Source organism: Paenibacillus oryzisoli, from assembly GCF_050467285.1.
Taxonomy (GTDB): domain Bacteria; phylum Bacillota; class Bacilli; order Paenibacillales; family NBRC-103111; genus Paenibacillus_E; species Paenibacillus_E oryzisoli_A.
Genome location: NZ_JBCMUN010000011.1, coordinates 22,137 through 38,794, shown reverse-complemented (window position 1 = coordinate 38,794; position 16,658 = coordinate 22,137). Strand labels below are relative to the sequence as shown.

The window sequence follows — 16,658 nt, the reverse complement described above, 5'->3', positions numbered from 1 at the left end:
AAATACTATGGAAACAACGGATTGCCAAGATATAGTTCCATTAGAATACGAGGAAATTTCAGATGAACCTAAAAACAAAACTAATTGCTATTACAGCTACGTGTTTAGTTACGGCAAGTGTATTTTCTTTTTCCGTACTAGCCGATAAAGATGTAGCTTCTCTGAAAGCTCTAGCTAAGGCAGCTAGGGATAAGGAAACTTCTGAACACAATGTATTGGACGCGATGCCTGATCAAACAAGAGAGGACAAAGATGCAAAAAATAAACAAGGTATCAAAGTCAAGAGTCTCGGTAATGAAACAAGAAGGCTCGAACTAGAAGCGGATCCTGACGATACTGAGAATTTTGCTAAGCAATTAGAGGAGTCCATTGGTAACTTGACAATTATTGTTATTGAATTTAAACAAGATGCTGTAAGAAATAACGATGATACGTATCTCAAAAAGGCAGAAGAAGTAGAAAAACGAATCGAGAAATTGAAAAAAGGGCAAGAGGAATATAAAAACAACGAAAAGACCGTAAAGCAACTGCGTAATGAGCTTGATCTTCCTGTACTGTAATATTGTCGGCTCTTTTTCGCGCCTCAGCCATCCCGCCGTGAGGCGCCCCGCTACACGTACCGCGCCGGCGAGGTGCCGGTGCTTTTTTTAAAAGCTTTGTAGAAGTTCGAGTAGTCCTCGAACCCGGTCATCCGGCACACCTCGGACGGCGGCACGGACATTTTTAGCAGCTCAATGGCTTTCGTAATCCGTTTATGGATGATGTATTGCTTGAAGCTGAAGCCGGTCGTTTTTTTGAACAGATGGGAGAAGTAGTGGCGGTTGATAAAAAACAGATCTTCAATCGTCTGCAGCGTCAGCGGCCGGTACATGTTGGTATGCATGTAGTCGAGGATCTGCTCGATCTTGGCGTTGTAGTCCATCTCCAGCTCGAACGTGTGGATGTTGGCGGATACAATCTCGTTCAAGTGGATGAGCAGGCGGATGAACGTCATTTCGATGAGCAGATTGCGTGCGGGATGGTGGCTGCGTTGCAGCTCCTCCATATCACTGAAATAGCCGGCTAGCTGCTCGACCATTTTGCCTGGGAGGCGGTTGAAGCTGCCGGCTTTTTTACGTTCGAAGTATTGCAAAATCGCATACGTCTCCTGATTGTAATGACTGCAAAACTCCGGCGAGAAAAAAATAAGAATCCGCTCATAACTGGCTTCCGACGTGAAATAAGGGCGGTGCGATTCCTTGTTGTTAATGATGAGCAAGTCGCCGGGACTGAGCGAGTAGGTCTGATCTTCGACTTGATAGTCGACGCTTCCGGAGATCAAGTAGTAGATTTCGTAGCGCTGTCTGTGCGTATGGATATTGAAGCGGCTGTCATTGGGACTCTCCATCACGGCATGCGTATAGGAAAACGTGTCGTTGCGGAGCTTGATTTCTGTAAGAACACGATTCAAAGAGATCGCCTCCTGTTCATAGCTTGTACGCTAAGTGTATCATATAAGGCAAATTGAAATAGCAACTTTTGCAATGTAATTCGCAATTCCTACTATATGGTGAAACCGAATCGCTTACTATACTACAAGTAACAGCACGGAAATTAAGCGCTAACACTAGTCTCTTGAGCAAACCGGATCACACATGGGAGGAATTATCCAATGCAGGCTGTATTGAAAAACAACGAAGCATTTATTAAGGAAACCTGGAACCGCATTGCCGACAAAATTGCCGTTACCTCGGAACGCATCAAAGACAGTATGCCTTACACAACCAAAAACGGTGTTTATGACGATTGTCAGACCGACGACGCGTCCTGGTGGACGAATACGTTCTGGACAGGCATTCTCTGGCACATGTACAAAGCGACGGGGCAGGAATCCTACAAACAATATGCGCAAAGCATTGAGGCCAAAATGGACGCCGTCCTGCATGGCTACGATGAGCTGCATCATGATGTGGGCTTCATGTGGCTGCTGTCGAGCGTTATGAACTATGAGCTTACCGGTGACGACCAGTCGCGCAAACGCGCGATGCTCGCTGCCAACACATTGTCGGCGCGCGCCAACATTGCCGGCGGATTCATCCGCGCCTGGAACGGCGATAACAATGCCGGCTGGGCGATTATCGACTGCATGATGAACATTCCGCTGCTCTTCTGGGCGAGTGAACAAGCCAAAGACGATCGCTTTAAACATATCGGCGTGATGCATGCGGATAAAACTTTGAAGCACTTCCTGCGGGAAGACGGCTCGTTGAATCATATCGTCATCTTCGATCCGAACACGGGCGAGATGCTGGACAATCCGGGCGGTCAAGGGGTAAAAAGCGGCTCCTCTTGGTCCCGCGGCCAAGGTTGGGCGCTGTACGGTTTTTCTCAGGCGTATAACTGGACGAAGAAGCCTGAATACCTCCAGGCGGTCAAACGTATCGCCCATTATGTGTTATCTTGCCTGGCCGTGAACAACTACGTGCCGCTCTGCGATTACAGACAGCCTGCCGACTCACAGCTGCTCGACTCCAGCGCCGGAGCGCTTGCCGCTTGTGGGCTGATCGAGATCGCCAAGGCGGTTCCGGAAGATGAGCAGGCGCTGTATCTGGAGTCAGCCGTCCGTATCCTCAAAGCGCTCTCCGAGCATTGCGCCGTGTGGGATCTGTCGGATGAGTGCCTCCTGACGGACGGTACCTCCGCTTACCATTCGGATCCGGAGGGCCGCTATCATGTGCACAATGGTGCGCTGATCTACGGAGACTTTTATTTCGTAGAAGCGGTGGCCAAACTGAAGGAATTGCTCTAAGGTCATATTGCAAGCGTCTCTGAGCCTGCCACGATGGGAGGTTCAGGGGCGTTTTTGTTTTGAAAGTTTCTATTGTCACAATTTGCAGTCTGCATGAAAATTTTGTAAACTACTAGGAGAAAAAGGAGGAGGAAGTAGAATGAAAGTTTTCAAGAAAGCGGCGGCTTTGCTAGGCTCGGCGCTGCTGCTCACAACGCTGTTCGCGGCCACGGCTTCCGCGGCGGAAGAGAAACGTTTTGATTTCAAAGACGGCAATTATGTTACGATTTCTAATGTGGTGTCTACGAAGAAAGTGGAAGATGTAGGCTACGGGGATACGGAGTATGTGGTTCAGGCGCCGGCTACGGTTACGTTCCATGGCAAGCTGTCTGAGGAAACGCAAGTTGCGAGATGGGACGATCTGGAGAGCGTTGGCTTGGTTGATATTAAAGATGGCAAAGCTCTCTTAACAGAGGCAGCTGAATATGGTTATGGTGTGTTTCCTGTTTTTGAAGGGCAGGCTCGGGGAGACAACAACCCAATTCTGCTGGACGTGGTAGAGGGCGGCGCGGCGGCTCCGGCTGAAGAAGTGAAGGCGCCGGAATCGGAAGCGCCTGCTGTCAGCCAAGCAGGGCCTGTGGCCGCAGCGCCTACAGCGGCTAAAGTCATCGTCGACGGTAAAGCAGTTGCGTTCGAGGCTTACAATATCGACGGCAACAACTACTTCAAGCTGCGCGATCTGGCGATGGCTGTGAACGGGACGGGCAAAACCTTTGCCGTCGGCTGGGACGCTGCCAAAAATGCGATTAGCGTTACAGCTGGACAAGCCTATACGGCAGAAGGCGGGGAACTGACCGCATCCGCTGAGCTGGCGGCTAGACAGGCGACACCTACATCCGCTAAAGTATACGTAGGCGGCAAAGAAGCGGCATTTACCGCTTATAATATTGGAGGCAACAATTACTTCAAGCTGAGAGATGTGGCGAAGGCGATTGATTTCGGCGTGACGTGGAATGCCGAAGCGAACGCTATCGGTATGGATACGAAGGCTGGCTATACCGAGTAATCCAAAGGCTGCGAAGCCGTTATCGCGAGATAGCGGCGGCAGCCTTTTATCTTTGTGGCAGGAGGTGGCGGTGGTGAAGCAGGCAAGATTGCTGTTACAGGCGGAGGAGCTAGAGGCTTCGATTGCTTTTTATCGCGACCTGTTGGGGTGGCGAGTGAATCGGCAGGAAGGCGGCATAGCGGCATGGATGGCGGTCGATGAACAAAACAGTGCTGTACTGCTTGCTGCAGATCAGGTAGAACTGCCAGAGCCCCTGAGAGGGGAGTGGATGCTGCCGCACTACAGCGCTCCGCAGAGGGGGAATCTGGTGTATCAGATGACGTCGTCTGTCGATGAGACGGAGAAACATTTCCGAGGCAGCGGCTTGCGCATGACGCGCCACGAGGAGCCCGGACATACGCGGGCGCTGCATGTGTCGGCCATTGACGGGTACACGCTGGTGTACTGGGAGGAGCTGCATCCTGCCGACGAAGAAATCGTCAGGATGTATGAAGATGGGATCGAGGCGCTGGAGAAGGCGGTGGCCGGCTTGAGCGAGGAGCAGCTTGACCTGAGTGAAATGCAGGGCAAATGGTCGATTCGGGAGCAGGTACTGCACGTCATTGACCTCGAGCTGGTGACACTGCATAAGGTCAAGTTTGCGCTTGCCGAGCCTGGGCGGTTCTATCAGGGGAATGCCTTTCAGGCGGACAGCTGGCATGCGGGATTAGCGTATGCGCGGCGGTCGATTGCGAATGAGCTGGGACTATTTCGAGCGGCGAGACAGCATCTGTTGGGACTCTGCAGAGAGCTCCCCGATGCGTTGGCGCGCACCATTTGGACGGAACGCCGGGAAGAACGTGTCGCCGGGCTCCTCAAAATGATGGCCGGTCACGCCAATCACCACATCCGCGCCGTACAGCGCATCCGAGATAGGCATGGGGTATGAACATCGAATTTGAAAATCAGGAAATTACATTTCACGTTAGTTACGGGAACAGTGCCAAGCTCTCCATCCACATGGACGGGACCGGGTTTATCACAGTGAAGGCTCCGAAGGGAACGAGCGAAGCGGCGGTAAAAGAAGCGGTGAGACAGCACGGCCGAGTCATCCTTCAGCGACTGCAGCGCCTTGGCGCACTCCGGGAGGCGTTCCAGCCGAAGGCCTACGACGAGGAGGGCAAGTTTCTTCATCTCGGCAAAAGCTATCTCCTCCACGAGCTGATCGATACGGAAGGGCTGGACGAGGAAGCGTTAAAGCTGCGGCTGAAGAAATTTTATTTTGCCAGCTGTAAAAAAGTGATCGCCGAGCGCCTGCCCATCTATCAAGATCAGCTGAAGGTGAGGCCGAAGTCGTTTGAAATCGAGGAATCCGCCACGAAATGGGGAACCTGCTCCTCGGACAAAAAGCTGACCTTCAACTACCGCCTCGCCATGGCGCCGATTGAGGTCATCGACTACGTCGTCGTACATGAGCTGTGCCATCTGCTGCACATGAATCATGACCGCTCCTTCTGGCGCCGCGTCGGCGGGATTATGCCGGATTACAAGGAGAAAGAGGCGTATCTGGCGCGGTATGGCGGGGCGATGACGTTGTGAGGGAGGCATGGGAATCCTCACGGAGACAGCGGGACCAGGCAGCTCCCGACAACAAAAAAACAGCCACACCCCGCAAAGGGTGTGGCTGTTCTATTTCAAAGACTACTCCGTCGCGACGGATTGGTCAGCTTGCATGTTGACTGGGGAGATTCGAATGAAGTTCGACTCCAGGTCGCCAAGCAAAGCTTCGATTTTCGCTGCTGCGTCGGCTTGACCGGATGCAGCCAGCTCTGCGTGGTACGCTGTGAGCAGCTCGGTCAGGTCTTTTTTGGATTGAACGCCGATCGTTTCGATCTTCACTTTCGCGCCTTTCGCGATACGACGCTCGATCGCTGCTTGGTCGAGACCCATTTCAGGAACGAGACGTTGGTAAATCACGCCGCCTGTCATACCAGCACAGATCCATGGGCCTGGATCGCCCATCACGACTGCACGGCCGTTGGTCATGTACTCGAACGCGAAGCCTTTCAGGTTCGCACGAGCCGCCAGACCGCCGAGGTCATCTTGCAGAGGCGTTGTAATCTCGCCGCCGAAGACAACGTCTGCGCCGGAGAAACGGATACATGCACGCGTATCTGCGCCGCCCTGGATCAGGAACAAGCCTTTTTGCGCGCCGTAACCGAACGATTTACCTACGCTGCCGTTGATAAACGTGTTGTTCTTGCCAACGGCTTTGATGATCGCAACTTTACCGCCGAAAGCCATTTTACCAAGACCGTCTTCTGCGCCGCCGTGAACCGTGATGTCGAGGCCGCGAGCATTGAAAGCGCCCAGACCGTTACCAGGAACGGAACCGTCGATCAGGTTCAAGGAAATGCTAGGCAGTTGATCGTAGCTGCCATCGAAACGGTCTCTTACGCGGTGGCTCGCATAACGAGTTCCGAGAATACGGGACTCTGCGTCCACTTTGGACCAGTTGCGAACGACCGGAGCGTCGAAGGAAACGGACTCTGGGAAGAAGTCCAGACCTTCTGCACCTGCTGCGATACGAATATCGGAGGAAACAGCCGCTTCTTCAAGCGCTCTTTCCGCCTCGGAAATGTGGTGCATTGGAACGAAACGCAGGATGTCGGACAGATCGATGCGATCGTTGTGCGAAATTTGCTCCAACAGGTCGGAACGGCCAACCAGCTCTTGCAGGCTCGAGAAGCCGAGGGAAGCGACAACTTCGCGCACTTCTTCGCCGATGCCGCCGAACAGGCGAACCAGGCTGTCTACTGCTGTGTCATAGACACGCGGAACGAAACGGCGAAGACCTTTTTCTTCCGCTTCTTCCATGGAGTCGATTTGCGTTGCGATACCGACGTGGCAAGTGTCCAAGTGACAGCCGCGGCATGTCGTACAACCGATGGACTGCATCGCGATGGAACCGAAGCCTGCACGGTTTGCGCCGAGCATAACCATTTTAACAACGTCGGAACCGGATTTCAGACCGCCGTCCGACCACAGCTCAACGCGGTGACGAAGACCAGCTTCGATCAGAGCAACGTGAGCAAGTTTTGTACCGATTTCCGTTGGCAGACCAACGTGCGTCAAGGAGTGAATACGAGCCGCACCTGTACCACCGTCGAAACCGGACAGGGTGATCACGTCAGCGCCAGCTTTCGCTACGCCGACCGCAATTGTACCGATACCAGGTACAACCGGGATTTTAACGATGATTTTCGCTTTGCGTCCGCTTGCTTCTTTCAGCTCGGAAATGATTTGTGCCAAGTCCTCGATGGAGTAGATATCGTGGTTGTTGGATGGCGAGATCAGGTCGGAACCGATCGTTGCGTTGCGAGCCGCAGCGATTTTCGCTGTAACTTTGGAGCCTGGCAAGTGACCGCCTTCGCCCGGTTTTGCCCCTTGACCGATTTTGATCTCAAGGAAAGCAACCGCGTTAGCGAGTTCAACGTTCACGCCGAAACGTCCGGATGCGACTTGCGCACCACGCGTTGTTTTGTAACGGCCGAGCATATCTTTGATCTCTCCGCCCTCGCCGTTCATGGTAACCATGTTCAGGCGATCGCCGGCTTCAGCGTAAGCGCGGAAAGCTGTTTCGTTCTGAGAACCGAAGGACATGGAGGAAATCAGCATCGGCAAGGAATGCCCGCCAATGGAGATGTCAACCTGCGATGGATCGAGCGGCTTGCGGCCTTCGCCGAGCGCTTTCTCCACGTTGAATCCTGCGATATGACGAATGGAAATCGGGTTCTTTTTCTCTTCTTCGCGCAGTTTGTCGCGGTAGTCGCCGTAGGACGCCGCACCGGAAGCTGCGTCGCCGAGCGCTTTCCACATCCGTTGGAAGAAGCGGAAGTTTTTCGCCGCTTTCGCTTTGGCGTTGGTGAAATCCTCATAACGCGCAGCAGAGTCTGCTTCCAGATGTGTGAAGCTTGTGCCCGCTTTTTCGCTGCCCAGGTAGTTCACGATGTCCAGCACCTCAGCTACCTCCGGATGGAAGCCGATGGAGGAGAAGAAACGTGTATAGCCGCGAAGCTCGTGCGTACCGATGGTAGAGATAACTTTCTCAAGCCCTTTGGAAAGAGCTGCGTATACTTTGCGTGCTGCTGCCGCATTGCCTTCTTTGTCGGAAGCCGTTGCGAAAAGCAGGTAAGGCGAGATGACATCGGCGCCAAGACCGCAAGCGACTGCGATGTCATGTAAGCTGCGAATCGAAGCGGAACGCAGGATCAGCGTCACGTGGCGGCGCAAGTTGTCGCCGAAGCCCAATTTTTCCGCGCGCAGCGCGATGTCGATTTTGGAAACCGCAAGATGCGGGTCAAGCCACAAGCGATCGTTCTGGTGAGCAGCGGAATCGTCGATGACGAGCAGCGCTGCGCCGCCGTGAACAGCCGCAATAGCGTCAGACGCCAGCTGATTCAGGCCATCTTTTAGCGTCGAGCCCTTAGCAAAAGTAGCGTCGAGGACAACCACTTTCTCCGGGCCAAACTGTGCCAGCAATTGCTCGTAGGACGGCTGAGACAAATGCTCATCGCTGCCTACACCGTTCGTGCCTTCAAGCACCAGCGGCGTCAACAGCTCAACGCGAAGCTGATCATCCAATTGGCTGTACACCGGAATACGGGAACCGACGATCACGCGTGTGGAGAAGTGCTCCATTTCACGGTCGCGGTCAATCGCAGGGTTCGTTACAACCGCTACGCTTTCTTTAATGAAGTCAGGCACGTTCTGACGTTCCCAAGCGAGCGCCGCGTGCGGAGAGTCATGACCCAAGGAACGGATCGGTTCTGCGCCTGTTTCGGACATCGTCTCGATGTGGGAAATGCCGTCGCGATCCCAGCCAAATGCGCTGTACATTTGATCGGAAGGCGTAACGTTCTCGTTAATTGCTGCGTTAATGTCGGATGGGGCAGGGTTCAAATATTTGCGCAGACCGCTGAATGCAATACGTTTGCTGGCGCGATCGTACACGAGGTTTTGCACTTCGTGATACGGAATCACTTGGATGTGCTCGCCTGGTGTCAGCACGACGCCGACTTTTTCGCCTGGTGCGATCGGTTTTGGATCGGCAACCATGTCGCCAACCGTAATAACGCCTTGTTCGGAGGAGAAATACAGGGAAGTTTCGCTTTCAACCATCCAGACGGGACGAAGACCCAGGGCATCTACGCTGAAAATACACTCGTTGCCGTAACGGGATACGATACCGGCAGGACCTTGTGCGAAGTGGCCCCACACCTGACGGAAGTAAACGTACAAGTCCTGAAGCTCAGGACGGAATTGTTTCATTTCATTAATAATAGGAGGGAATACCAGCTCCATAGCTTCGAACAGGGACAGACCGTGACGGTGAATGAACGTTTCAATCGTTCTGTTCATGTCCTGGGAGTCCGACCCGCCGCTTACGAGCGGAACGCCAACCATGTCAGCTTCGAGGCGAAGCTTTTTCACTGTGTTGATCTCACCGTTGTGACCAAGCAGCGAAAACGGTTGTACACGGAAGAAGCTCGACAGCGTGTTCGTGGAATAACGGTTGTGGCCGATCGTTACTTGGGATGCAAATAACGGATCGCGCGTATCGTTAAAATATTTTGGCAAAATGCTTGCAGCGCCTAACACTTTGTACGCGGCAGTCACATTGCTCAGTGTCGCAACGTGGACGTTGTAACGATCTTCGATCGCAATATGCAATTCAAAAAGGTGATCGGCAACTTGCCCTTCGGTTTTGTTGCTGATCGCGGCGATTTGCCAGAACGTTGGCTCATCTTGCAAGCCATTTGGACCCAGAACGGAGCTGTCCACTTGATTTTCCTGCTCAAGAATGATGGAAACATCGTGGGCTGCAAACAGTTCGCGGATGCCGCTTTGAATTTGAGAGGCGGTCAGGTCGAGCTTGCGCGGAACAAAGATATGAGCAACCGAGAAACGGTTGTCATAAGCCAGCTTGCCGTCGAGTCCGGCTTCTGTCAGCTTTTTTTCCCAGAGCGCACGTGGAATGTCAGTTAAAATACCGCAACCATCGCCTTCACCATTGATAAATCCGGAACGGTGTTCCATCTTAACGAGGGAATCAATCGTTTTTTGGATGTTATCGCGGGAAGGGTGGCCATTTTTTTCAATAATACAAATAATACCGCAGCTGTCGTGTTCGGTCCCAAGTAGATCTTGAAAACGGCCTTCATTACGCATCAATTCATTCATTGCTCAGGTCAGTTGCCTGACCGTCACCTCCCATACATATTTAAACTCCTCTTGCTTACACTTTTTCATCCTCGGTAGGGCAGAAACCCGCAAGCCTTTGGCATTTACGGCTTTAACACTAAAAAGTGGAAAAGCCGAAATATGCGCCGAAGTGAATAAAAATGCAATATAACTGAATAGCATGCCAATTTACGGGGGGATTTTCCGGTGTAATACGGCACGAATCGACACGTATCGAAGTAGGGCATCAACCACAAAAACCGAATGAGTATTTGTAAATCATGCCCTAACTTTCTAGGAAAATACTGTACAAACAAGCCATTTCGCCAAAAGGGTAAAAGTAATCTTAGAATAGCACGAAAAAGGTCATCCGACAATAGTTGCGGAACGAATTCGCGAATGTAAGCGCTACCGTTTTTGTATATTGGTGAATAAAACCAATGTTCTTACTAGTTGTTACCTGTTAGAAAGACGAACGAACTACAATCCTGAGAGGATCATAGTTCGCTTTCTGGGACAAGATTAAGTTTTTGCTTCTTGTTGGAAATCCCAATATCCCCGTGCACGATGCCTGACTCGGCGATTTATGGATAAATAAAAGACCGCATGCACGGTTATGAATTTTTCATACGCCCCAAAGCATGATCCGCGGCTTCGAGCGTATACGCGATATCGGCTTCCGTGTGGGCGATGGTCAAGAACCACGCTTCATATTTGGATGGGGCGAGGTTTACGCCCATATCTAACATGTGATGGAAGAATTGTGCAAAGCGCTCGCCGTCCGTATCTTGTGCTTCGTCATAGTTGGTGACAGGATGATCGCAAAAGTGGGTCGAGAACGCGCCGCCAATGCGATTGAGCGTCAAGGCGATGCCATGGCGGGCGGCGGATTCCGCGATACCGCCCGCGAGCGTTGCACCAAGCTGATCGAGCTTGGTGTACACATCCGCCTGCTGCAGCACCTGCAAGCAGGCGATGCCGGCCGAGATGGAGGCGGGGTTGCCCGCCATCGTGCCGGCCTGATACGCAGGTCCGAGCGGCGCGACCTGCTCCATCACTGCTTTGCGGCCCCCGTAGGCGCCGATCGGCAGCCCGCCGCCGATCACTTTGCCGAGGGCCGTCAGGTCCGGCTCGACGGCGGCGAAGCGCGCCGCCGCCGTGGCCGTACTGGCCTCCTCCGCGAGCGGGAGGCCTGGGTACGTCTGTGCCGCGCCGTAATGGAAGCGGAACGCCGTGATCACCTCGTCGTAGATGACGAGGGCGCCGTGACGGCGAGCCGCTGCGCAGAGCTGCTCGAGGTAGCCGGCATGGGGCATGACCATGCCGAAGTTGCCGACGATGGGCTCCACCATGACGGCGGCCACGTCTTCACCCCAACGCGCAAGCGCGGCTTCGAGTGCCGGAATGTCGTTGAACGGCACGGTGATGACCTCTTGCGCGATGCTCGCCGGCACGCCGGCGCTGTCCGGCGTGCCCAGCGTGGACGGGCCGGAGCCCGCGGCCACGAGCACAAGATCGGAGTGGCCGTGGTAGCACCCGGCGAACTTAATGATTTTGGTGCGCTTCGTATACGCGCGCGCCACGCGGATCGTCGTCATCACGGCCTCGGTGCCGGAGTTGACGAAGCGCACTTTGTCCAGCGATGGGATCGCGGACTTGAGCATCTTGGCGAACTCGATCTCGAGTTCGGTCGGGGTGCCGTACAGCGTGCCGTTCTGTGCGGCGCGCGTGATGGCTTCCGTCACGTGCGGATGCGCGTGACCGGTGATGATCGGGCCGTAGGCGGCAAGATAATCGATGAAGCGATTGCCGTCGACGTCCCAGAAGTAAGCGCCTTGCGCGCGCTGCATGAACACCGGCGCGCCGCCGCCCACCGCTTTGAACGAGCGGGAAGGGGAGTTGACGCCGCCGACGATGTGCTGCAGCGCTTCTTGATACAAGCGTTCGGATTGTTTGCGTTCCATGAATGTGTACCTGCCTTATATGGAAGAATGGTTTAATTGCTGAATACAGGGTGTCGTTGCAGTCGCTGGAAGTGTAATTTTGTGCAGTCTCCTGCCGCTACGTTGCCGCACAGCCACAGTCATCGTCACCGCCACAGTCACCACCGCTGACATGCCCTTTCCATCGCTTACCTGCAAAATCTACATCTAAATTGCCTCGAAACACGGAAAACGGAGAGGGAACCTGCAAAATGTACATCTAAATTTCAATGAAACAGCCGCTTTTGGGCTTTTTCCATCGTAGCGATGTGATTTACATGTACGTTTTACAAGTAAATGTGTAATTTCGGCACCTCGCATGCAAATTTACTGCACAAAATGCAGGCTCGCGGTAAGCGTGAGATGGAGTGAGGGCAGGCGGGACGAACTTTCCTAGCCTTCCTAGCGTTCCCAGCTAGCCAAGCGCTTCAGTGGGAAGCAAACCGCAATCCCTTGGCTCTCTCCCCACAACAGATGGTTCCCATGAAAATAAGAGTGGTTGCCCACTCTTATTTATAAAACACCGTTGGTTCCTCGAGCTACCGTCACGACATCGGCTCGTTCCCGGAGCTATCTCCGCTGGTTCCTTTGCCTGGCATGCCATCGCGCCCTACTTCGCTGTCTTCACCGACGTCTTCGGTGTCGGCGTTGGCGACGGCTTTGTCGGACCCGTATCCGCCTCGGCGGTGCCGGCGAACAAGTCCCTCACGTACTTCTGCATCTGCGTTTTGTCCGCGGTGATGACAGAAGCGCCGTGAATGTTTTTCTCGACAAGGAGGTCCGACGGAGGGAGCTGCGACGTGATGATGCCGTCCGCTTTTGCATCATATGCAAGGCTGCCCAGCTTCAGCATGTCGGTTACGCTGAGATTCGTTTCAATATAAGGATCGATCGAGCTCAGAATACGAGGGAGCTTAATCAGTGACATCGTCGACTGCATTTTATGAGCGACCGCCGTCAGGAATTTGCGCTGCCGCTCGGTACGGGTGAAATCGGAAAGCGCGTCGTGGCGGAATCGCACGTATTGCAGAGCGGTTTTGCCGTCGAGATGCTGCATGCCTTTTTTCAAATTAATGTCGTAGATATGATCGTCTTCCGCGTCGGAATATTTCATATCCTTCTCGACGTCGATGTCGATGCCGCCAATGGCGTCTACCAGCGCGATAAAGCCTTTGAAATCCGTGTACAAATAATACTGTACCGGAATGCCGAGGTAATCGCTAACCGTCTTCATCGCGAGATTGGGGCCGCCCGTTGTAATGGCCGTGTTGATACGGTCTTCGCCTTCGCCAGGAATTTTGACGTACGTATCGCGGAGAATGGAGAACAGGTACGCCTTCTTCGTCGTGGGATCGATAGAGGCGAGCATAATACTGTCAGAGCGGGGCAGCTCGTTCTTGGCAATGCCGCGGGAGTCGCCGCCGAGCAGTAAGATGTTCACCCGCTGTTTGCCTTCCCATTTAGGCGGTTGGTACTTGTCGCCATTTTGCTTGACGTTGCTTGGAATCATGCCGGCGCTGCCGGTCGTTGTACCTTCTACGCCGTCTTGTTTATCCGAAATGTTTTTCGCAAAGCTATAGAAGGAATACGTATAATAACCTGCAACAACAAAGAGCAGCAGACCGATCAGGAGCAAGGTCCGTTTAATAATTTTCACGTGATAACGCTCCTTTCCAGGGTGTTTACGTAATCTGTACTTTTTTTTTGTACAGAAGTAGAGTATCATGGATAAGATATGGCGTTGTAGGATTCGTCTTTCTGAACCATATTATAGATGCTGTCAATCTTCGATAGCAAGTTTTGGCGAATCATGCGGCAATTTGTAAGTAAATCTCGGACTACAGGGGGAACTCATGTTAGCGATAGATGTCAACATGCTTCGCAAAGAATTCCAGGTGCAGCAAAGCCGGGGCGGCCTCAAGGGCGCGGTCCAGGATTTGTTCAAGCGGGAATACAAGCAGGTCACGGCCGTGAAGGATATTTCTTTTCAAATTCCGAAGGGCGAGATCTGCGGTTACATCGGCGAAAACGGCGCCGGCAAGTCCACCACCATCAAAATGCTCACCGGCATCCTCGTCCCGACCTCGGGCGATATTCGGGTGAACGGCTATATTCCTTTTAAGGAGCGCGAAAAATTCGTAGCCGGCATCGGCGTCGTATTCGGTCAGCGCAGCCAATTGTGGTGGGACATCGGGGTCGTCGAGTCGTTCCAATTATTGAAGAAAGTGTATCGCGTCTCGGACGCCGACTACAAACAGAGGCTCGATGAGCTCGTCGATCGCCTTCAATTATCGGAGCTGCTCTCGCGGCCTGTCCGGAAACTGAGCTTGGGGCAGCGGATGCGCTGCGAGCTTGCGGCTTCGCTCATCCACAATCCTTCGATTCTATTCCTCGATGAGCCGACGATCGGGCTCGACATTGTTGTCAAAACCGAAATCCGCGAGTTCCTGAAGTCGCTCAACCAACGCTACGAAACGACGATCCTGCTGACGACACACGATTTGCAGGACATCGAGGCGCTGTGCTCTCGTGTTATTATGCTGGATGACGGCCGAATTATTTATGACGGCGGTCTCGAAGAGCTGAAAGCGAAGTGGGGCAAAGGCAAAGAAGTCGTGCTGCAGTTCGAACAGCCGGTGACTTTGGCGCGCCTGCAAGAGCTGACCGCGGGTCTGGACGTCGCTTGGGAGCTGGAAAACGAGCTCATGGGCAAAGTGTTCATTCCGTATGAACGCGCCAACGTTTCCGAAGTGCTCGGTCGCGTGGTCGGCGTCCTGCAAATTCAGGACATCAAAATCAACGAAACGAACACCGACGACATCGTTCGTGAAATTTATAAATCCGGCTCTGCGGATGTGAAGCGTCCGGCAGTCCTTGCAGAGAAGCAGGCGGAGGGAGTCACCACGCATGCTTAGTGCTTATCTGGAGGTCATCCGCATGCGCTTCCTCATGATGCTCGCGTACCGCGTTAACTACTACAGCGGCATCCTGATTTATGCGCTCAACATCGGCTCTTATTATTTTGTCTATAAAGCGATTTACGGCGACACCGCGATGATCGGAGGGCTTACCCTCGGTCAAATGACCACCTACGTGGCAGTCTCCTGGATGGGGCGCGCCTTTTACTTCAACAATCTGGACCGGGAGATTGCGAACGAGATTCGCGACGGCTCCGTAGCGATCCAGTTCATCCGTCCGTACAACTATGTTTTCGTCAAAATGATGCAAGGTCTCGGCGAAGGCGTCTTCCGTCTGCTGTTGTTTACAACACCGGGCATGATCTTCATCTGGCTTCTGCTGCCGATTCAGCTGCCGACCGATCCGGCGTTATGGGTATGTTATTTTATCATGCTGTTCTTCAGCTTCCTGATTAATACCCAGCTTAACATCATTACGGGCTTGTTCGCCTTTTTCCTGGAAAACAACGAAGGGCTTATGCGCATGAAGCGCGTCGCCGTCGATCTGTTCTCCGGACTGATCATCCCGATCTCATTCTTCCCAGGGTGGTCGAAGTCTGTGCTGGAGTGGCTGCCGTTCCAGGCCATTACGTACTTGCCGAGCGCCGTGTTCACGGGCAAAGTGACCGGCTCTGCGATTTTCCAAAGCTTCGGCGTGCAAGTGCTGTGGTTCGTGCTGCTGATCATTCCGATTTACGCCCTCTGGGTCAAATCCAAAACGCGTCTTTTCGTACAAGGAGGGTAAACGCACGTGTTCTATATCACCCTCATCTATGACTATTTTAAAAATTACATGAAAACCCGGCTCACCTACCGATCCGATTTCTGGATTGAGGTTCTCTCCGATCTCCTGTTCAACGGGCTGAATCTGTTCTTTATTCTCGTCGTTTTTCTGCAAACGCAATCGATGGGCGGCTGGAATCAGGAACAAATTTTGTTCATCTACGGTTATTTTATGATTCCGTACGGGATATTTATTTCATTTTTTAATCTGTGGAACTTCAGCGAGCGCTACATTATCAAAGGCGAAATGGACCGCATCCTGACCCGGCCGGCTTACAACCTGTGGCAGCTGATGCTCGAAAATCTCGACCCGGCGTCGCTGTTCAGCGCCTTGGCGGGGCTCGTCGTCATGATCTACTCGTGGGTGAAGCTGGACCTGCCGTTCCATTGGTCGGACCCGTTCATCTTCCTGCTGATGGTCGTGGGCTCCATCCTGATCTATGCAGGGGTCTACATCTCTTTGACCGCGCTATCCTTCTTCTCGGATGCGCCTACCGGCATACTGCCGCTGATCTGGAACATTCAGAACTACGGGCGCTACCCGGCGACGATCTACAACAAGCTGCTCAAAAGCGTGCTGACGTGGATCCTGCCTTTTGCCTTCGTCGGCTTCTATCCGGCGGCGTATTTCATCGATCCGGACAATTGGAAAACGTTCGCGCTGCTCACCCCGGCAATGGGCGTGCTGTTCAGCATTATCGGTATTACCATTTGGAATACTGGGGTGAAACGGTACCGCGGCGCGGGATCGTAGGGGGGCCAAGGAACCCCCGTCATCCCACCCACCGCAACCGCAGGCCGATGGCCGTCTTGGAAGTTATGAAAATGGCTTCTAAGGCGGTCCTTTTTTCTTCTTGACCCTCCTCTTAGGGGAGGCTTTA

General features: G+C 53.2%; 12 protein-coding genes. 8 read left to right on the top strand and 4 right to left on the bottom strand.

The features are described 5' to 3' along the window. Positions 1 to 62: 62 nt before the first annotated feature. Complete coding sequence (locus tag ABE504_RS19415) at positions 63 to 560, top strand: hypothetical protein (protein WP_430091729.1); 498 nt, start codon at positions 63 to 65, stop codon at positions 558 to 560. Between the two features lie 50 nt (positions 561 to 610). On the opposite strand, the gene ABE504_RS19410 is transcribed toward ABE504_RS19415, so the two are convergent. Then, positions 611 to 1,450, bottom strand: coding sequence for a helix-turn-helix domain-containing protein (locus ABE504_RS19410; protein ID WP_430091728.1), 840 nt, complete (start codon positions 1,448 to 1,450; stop codon positions 611 to 613). A 201-nt stretch (positions 1,451 to 1,651) separates the two neighbouring features. Here ABE504_RS19410 and ABE504_RS19405 point away from each other — a divergent pair, with 201 nt between their 5' ends. The 4 genes from ABE504_RS19405 to ABE504_RS19390 all read left to right on the top strand — a co-directional run bounded on the left by ABE504_RS19405 (position 1,652) and on the right by ABE504_RS19390 (position 5,411). Then, complete coding sequence (locus ABE504_RS19405; RefSeq protein WP_430091726.1) at positions 1,652 to 2,788, top strand: glycoside hydrolase family 88 protein; 1,137 nt, start codon at positions 1,652 to 1,654, stop codon at positions 2,786 to 2,788. A 139-nt stretch (positions 2,789 to 2,927) separates the two neighbouring features. Continuing rightward, complete coding sequence (locus ABE504_RS19400) at positions 2,928 to 3,833, top strand: hypothetical protein (RefSeq protein ID WP_430091725.1); 906 nt, start codon at positions 2,928 to 2,930, stop codon at positions 3,831 to 3,833. 73 nt (positions 3,834 to 3,906) lie between these two features. Next, positions 3,907 to 4,761, top strand: a complete 855-nt coding sequence (locus ABE504_RS19395) for a DinB family protein (RefSeq protein ID WP_430091724.1) — start codon at positions 3,907 to 3,909, stop codon at positions 4,759 to 4,761. Then, complete coding sequence (locus ABE504_RS19390; RefSeq protein ID WP_430091722.1) at positions 4,758 to 5,411, top strand: M48 family metallopeptidase; 654 nt, start codon at positions 4,758 to 4,760, stop codon at positions 5,409 to 5,411. The genes ABE504_RS19395 and ABE504_RS19390 overlap by 4 nt, the downstream gene beginning before the upstream one ends. 102 nt (positions 5,412 to 5,513) lie before the next feature. On the opposite strand, the gene ABE504_RS19385 is transcribed toward ABE504_RS19390, so the two are convergent. From ABE504_RS19385 to ABE504_RS19375, 3 genes are all read right to left on the bottom strand, one after another. Further along, positions 5,514 to 10,055 (bottom strand): glutamate synthase-related protein, encoded by a 4,542-nt coding sequence (locus tag ABE504_RS19385; RefSeq protein ID WP_430091720.1) that lies wholly within the window; start codon positions 10,053 to 10,055, stop codon positions 5,514 to 5,516. Between the two features lie 614 nt (positions 10,056 to 10,669). Further along, positions 10,670 to 12,019, bottom strand: a complete 1,350-nt coding sequence (locus ABE504_RS19380) for a glutamate-1-semialdehyde 2,1-aminomutase (protein WP_430091718.1) — start codon at positions 12,017 to 12,019, stop codon at positions 10,670 to 10,672. Positions 12,020 to 12,647: 628 nt separating this feature from the next. Then, complete coding sequence (locus ABE504_RS19375; protein ID WP_430091716.1) at positions 12,648 to 13,694, bottom strand: LCP family protein; 1,047 nt, start codon at positions 13,692 to 13,694, stop codon at positions 12,648 to 12,650. A gap of 196 nt (positions 13,695 to 13,890) precedes the next feature. Between ABE504_RS19375 and ABE504_RS19370 the strand changes: the two genes are divergently transcribed. From ABE504_RS19370 to ABE504_RS19360, 3 genes are read left to right on the top strand one after another with little or no spacing between them, the layout of a single operon-like run. Then, positions 13,891 to 14,952, top strand: a complete 1,062-nt coding sequence (locus tag ABE504_RS19370) for an ABC transporter ATP-binding protein (RefSeq protein ID WP_430091714.1) — start codon at positions 13,891 to 13,893, stop codon at positions 14,950 to 14,952. Next, on the top strand, positions 14,945 to 15,739 hold the full coding sequence (locus tag ABE504_RS19365) for an ABC transporter permease (RefSeq protein ID WP_430091712.1): 795 nt from the start codon (positions 14,945 to 14,947) through the stop codon (positions 15,737 to 15,739). Before ABE504_RS19370 ends, ABE504_RS19365 begins: the two co-directional genes overlap by 8 nt. 6 nt (positions 15,740 to 15,745) lie before the next feature. Further along, the gene (locus tag ABE504_RS19360; protein WP_430091710.1) at positions 15,746 to 16,531 is read left to right on the top strand and encodes an ABC transporter permease; all 786 of its coding nucleotides are present in this window, start codon (positions 15,746 to 15,748) and stop codon (positions 16,529 to 16,531) included. The last annotated feature ends 127 nt before the right edge of the window (positions 16,532 to 16,658 follow it).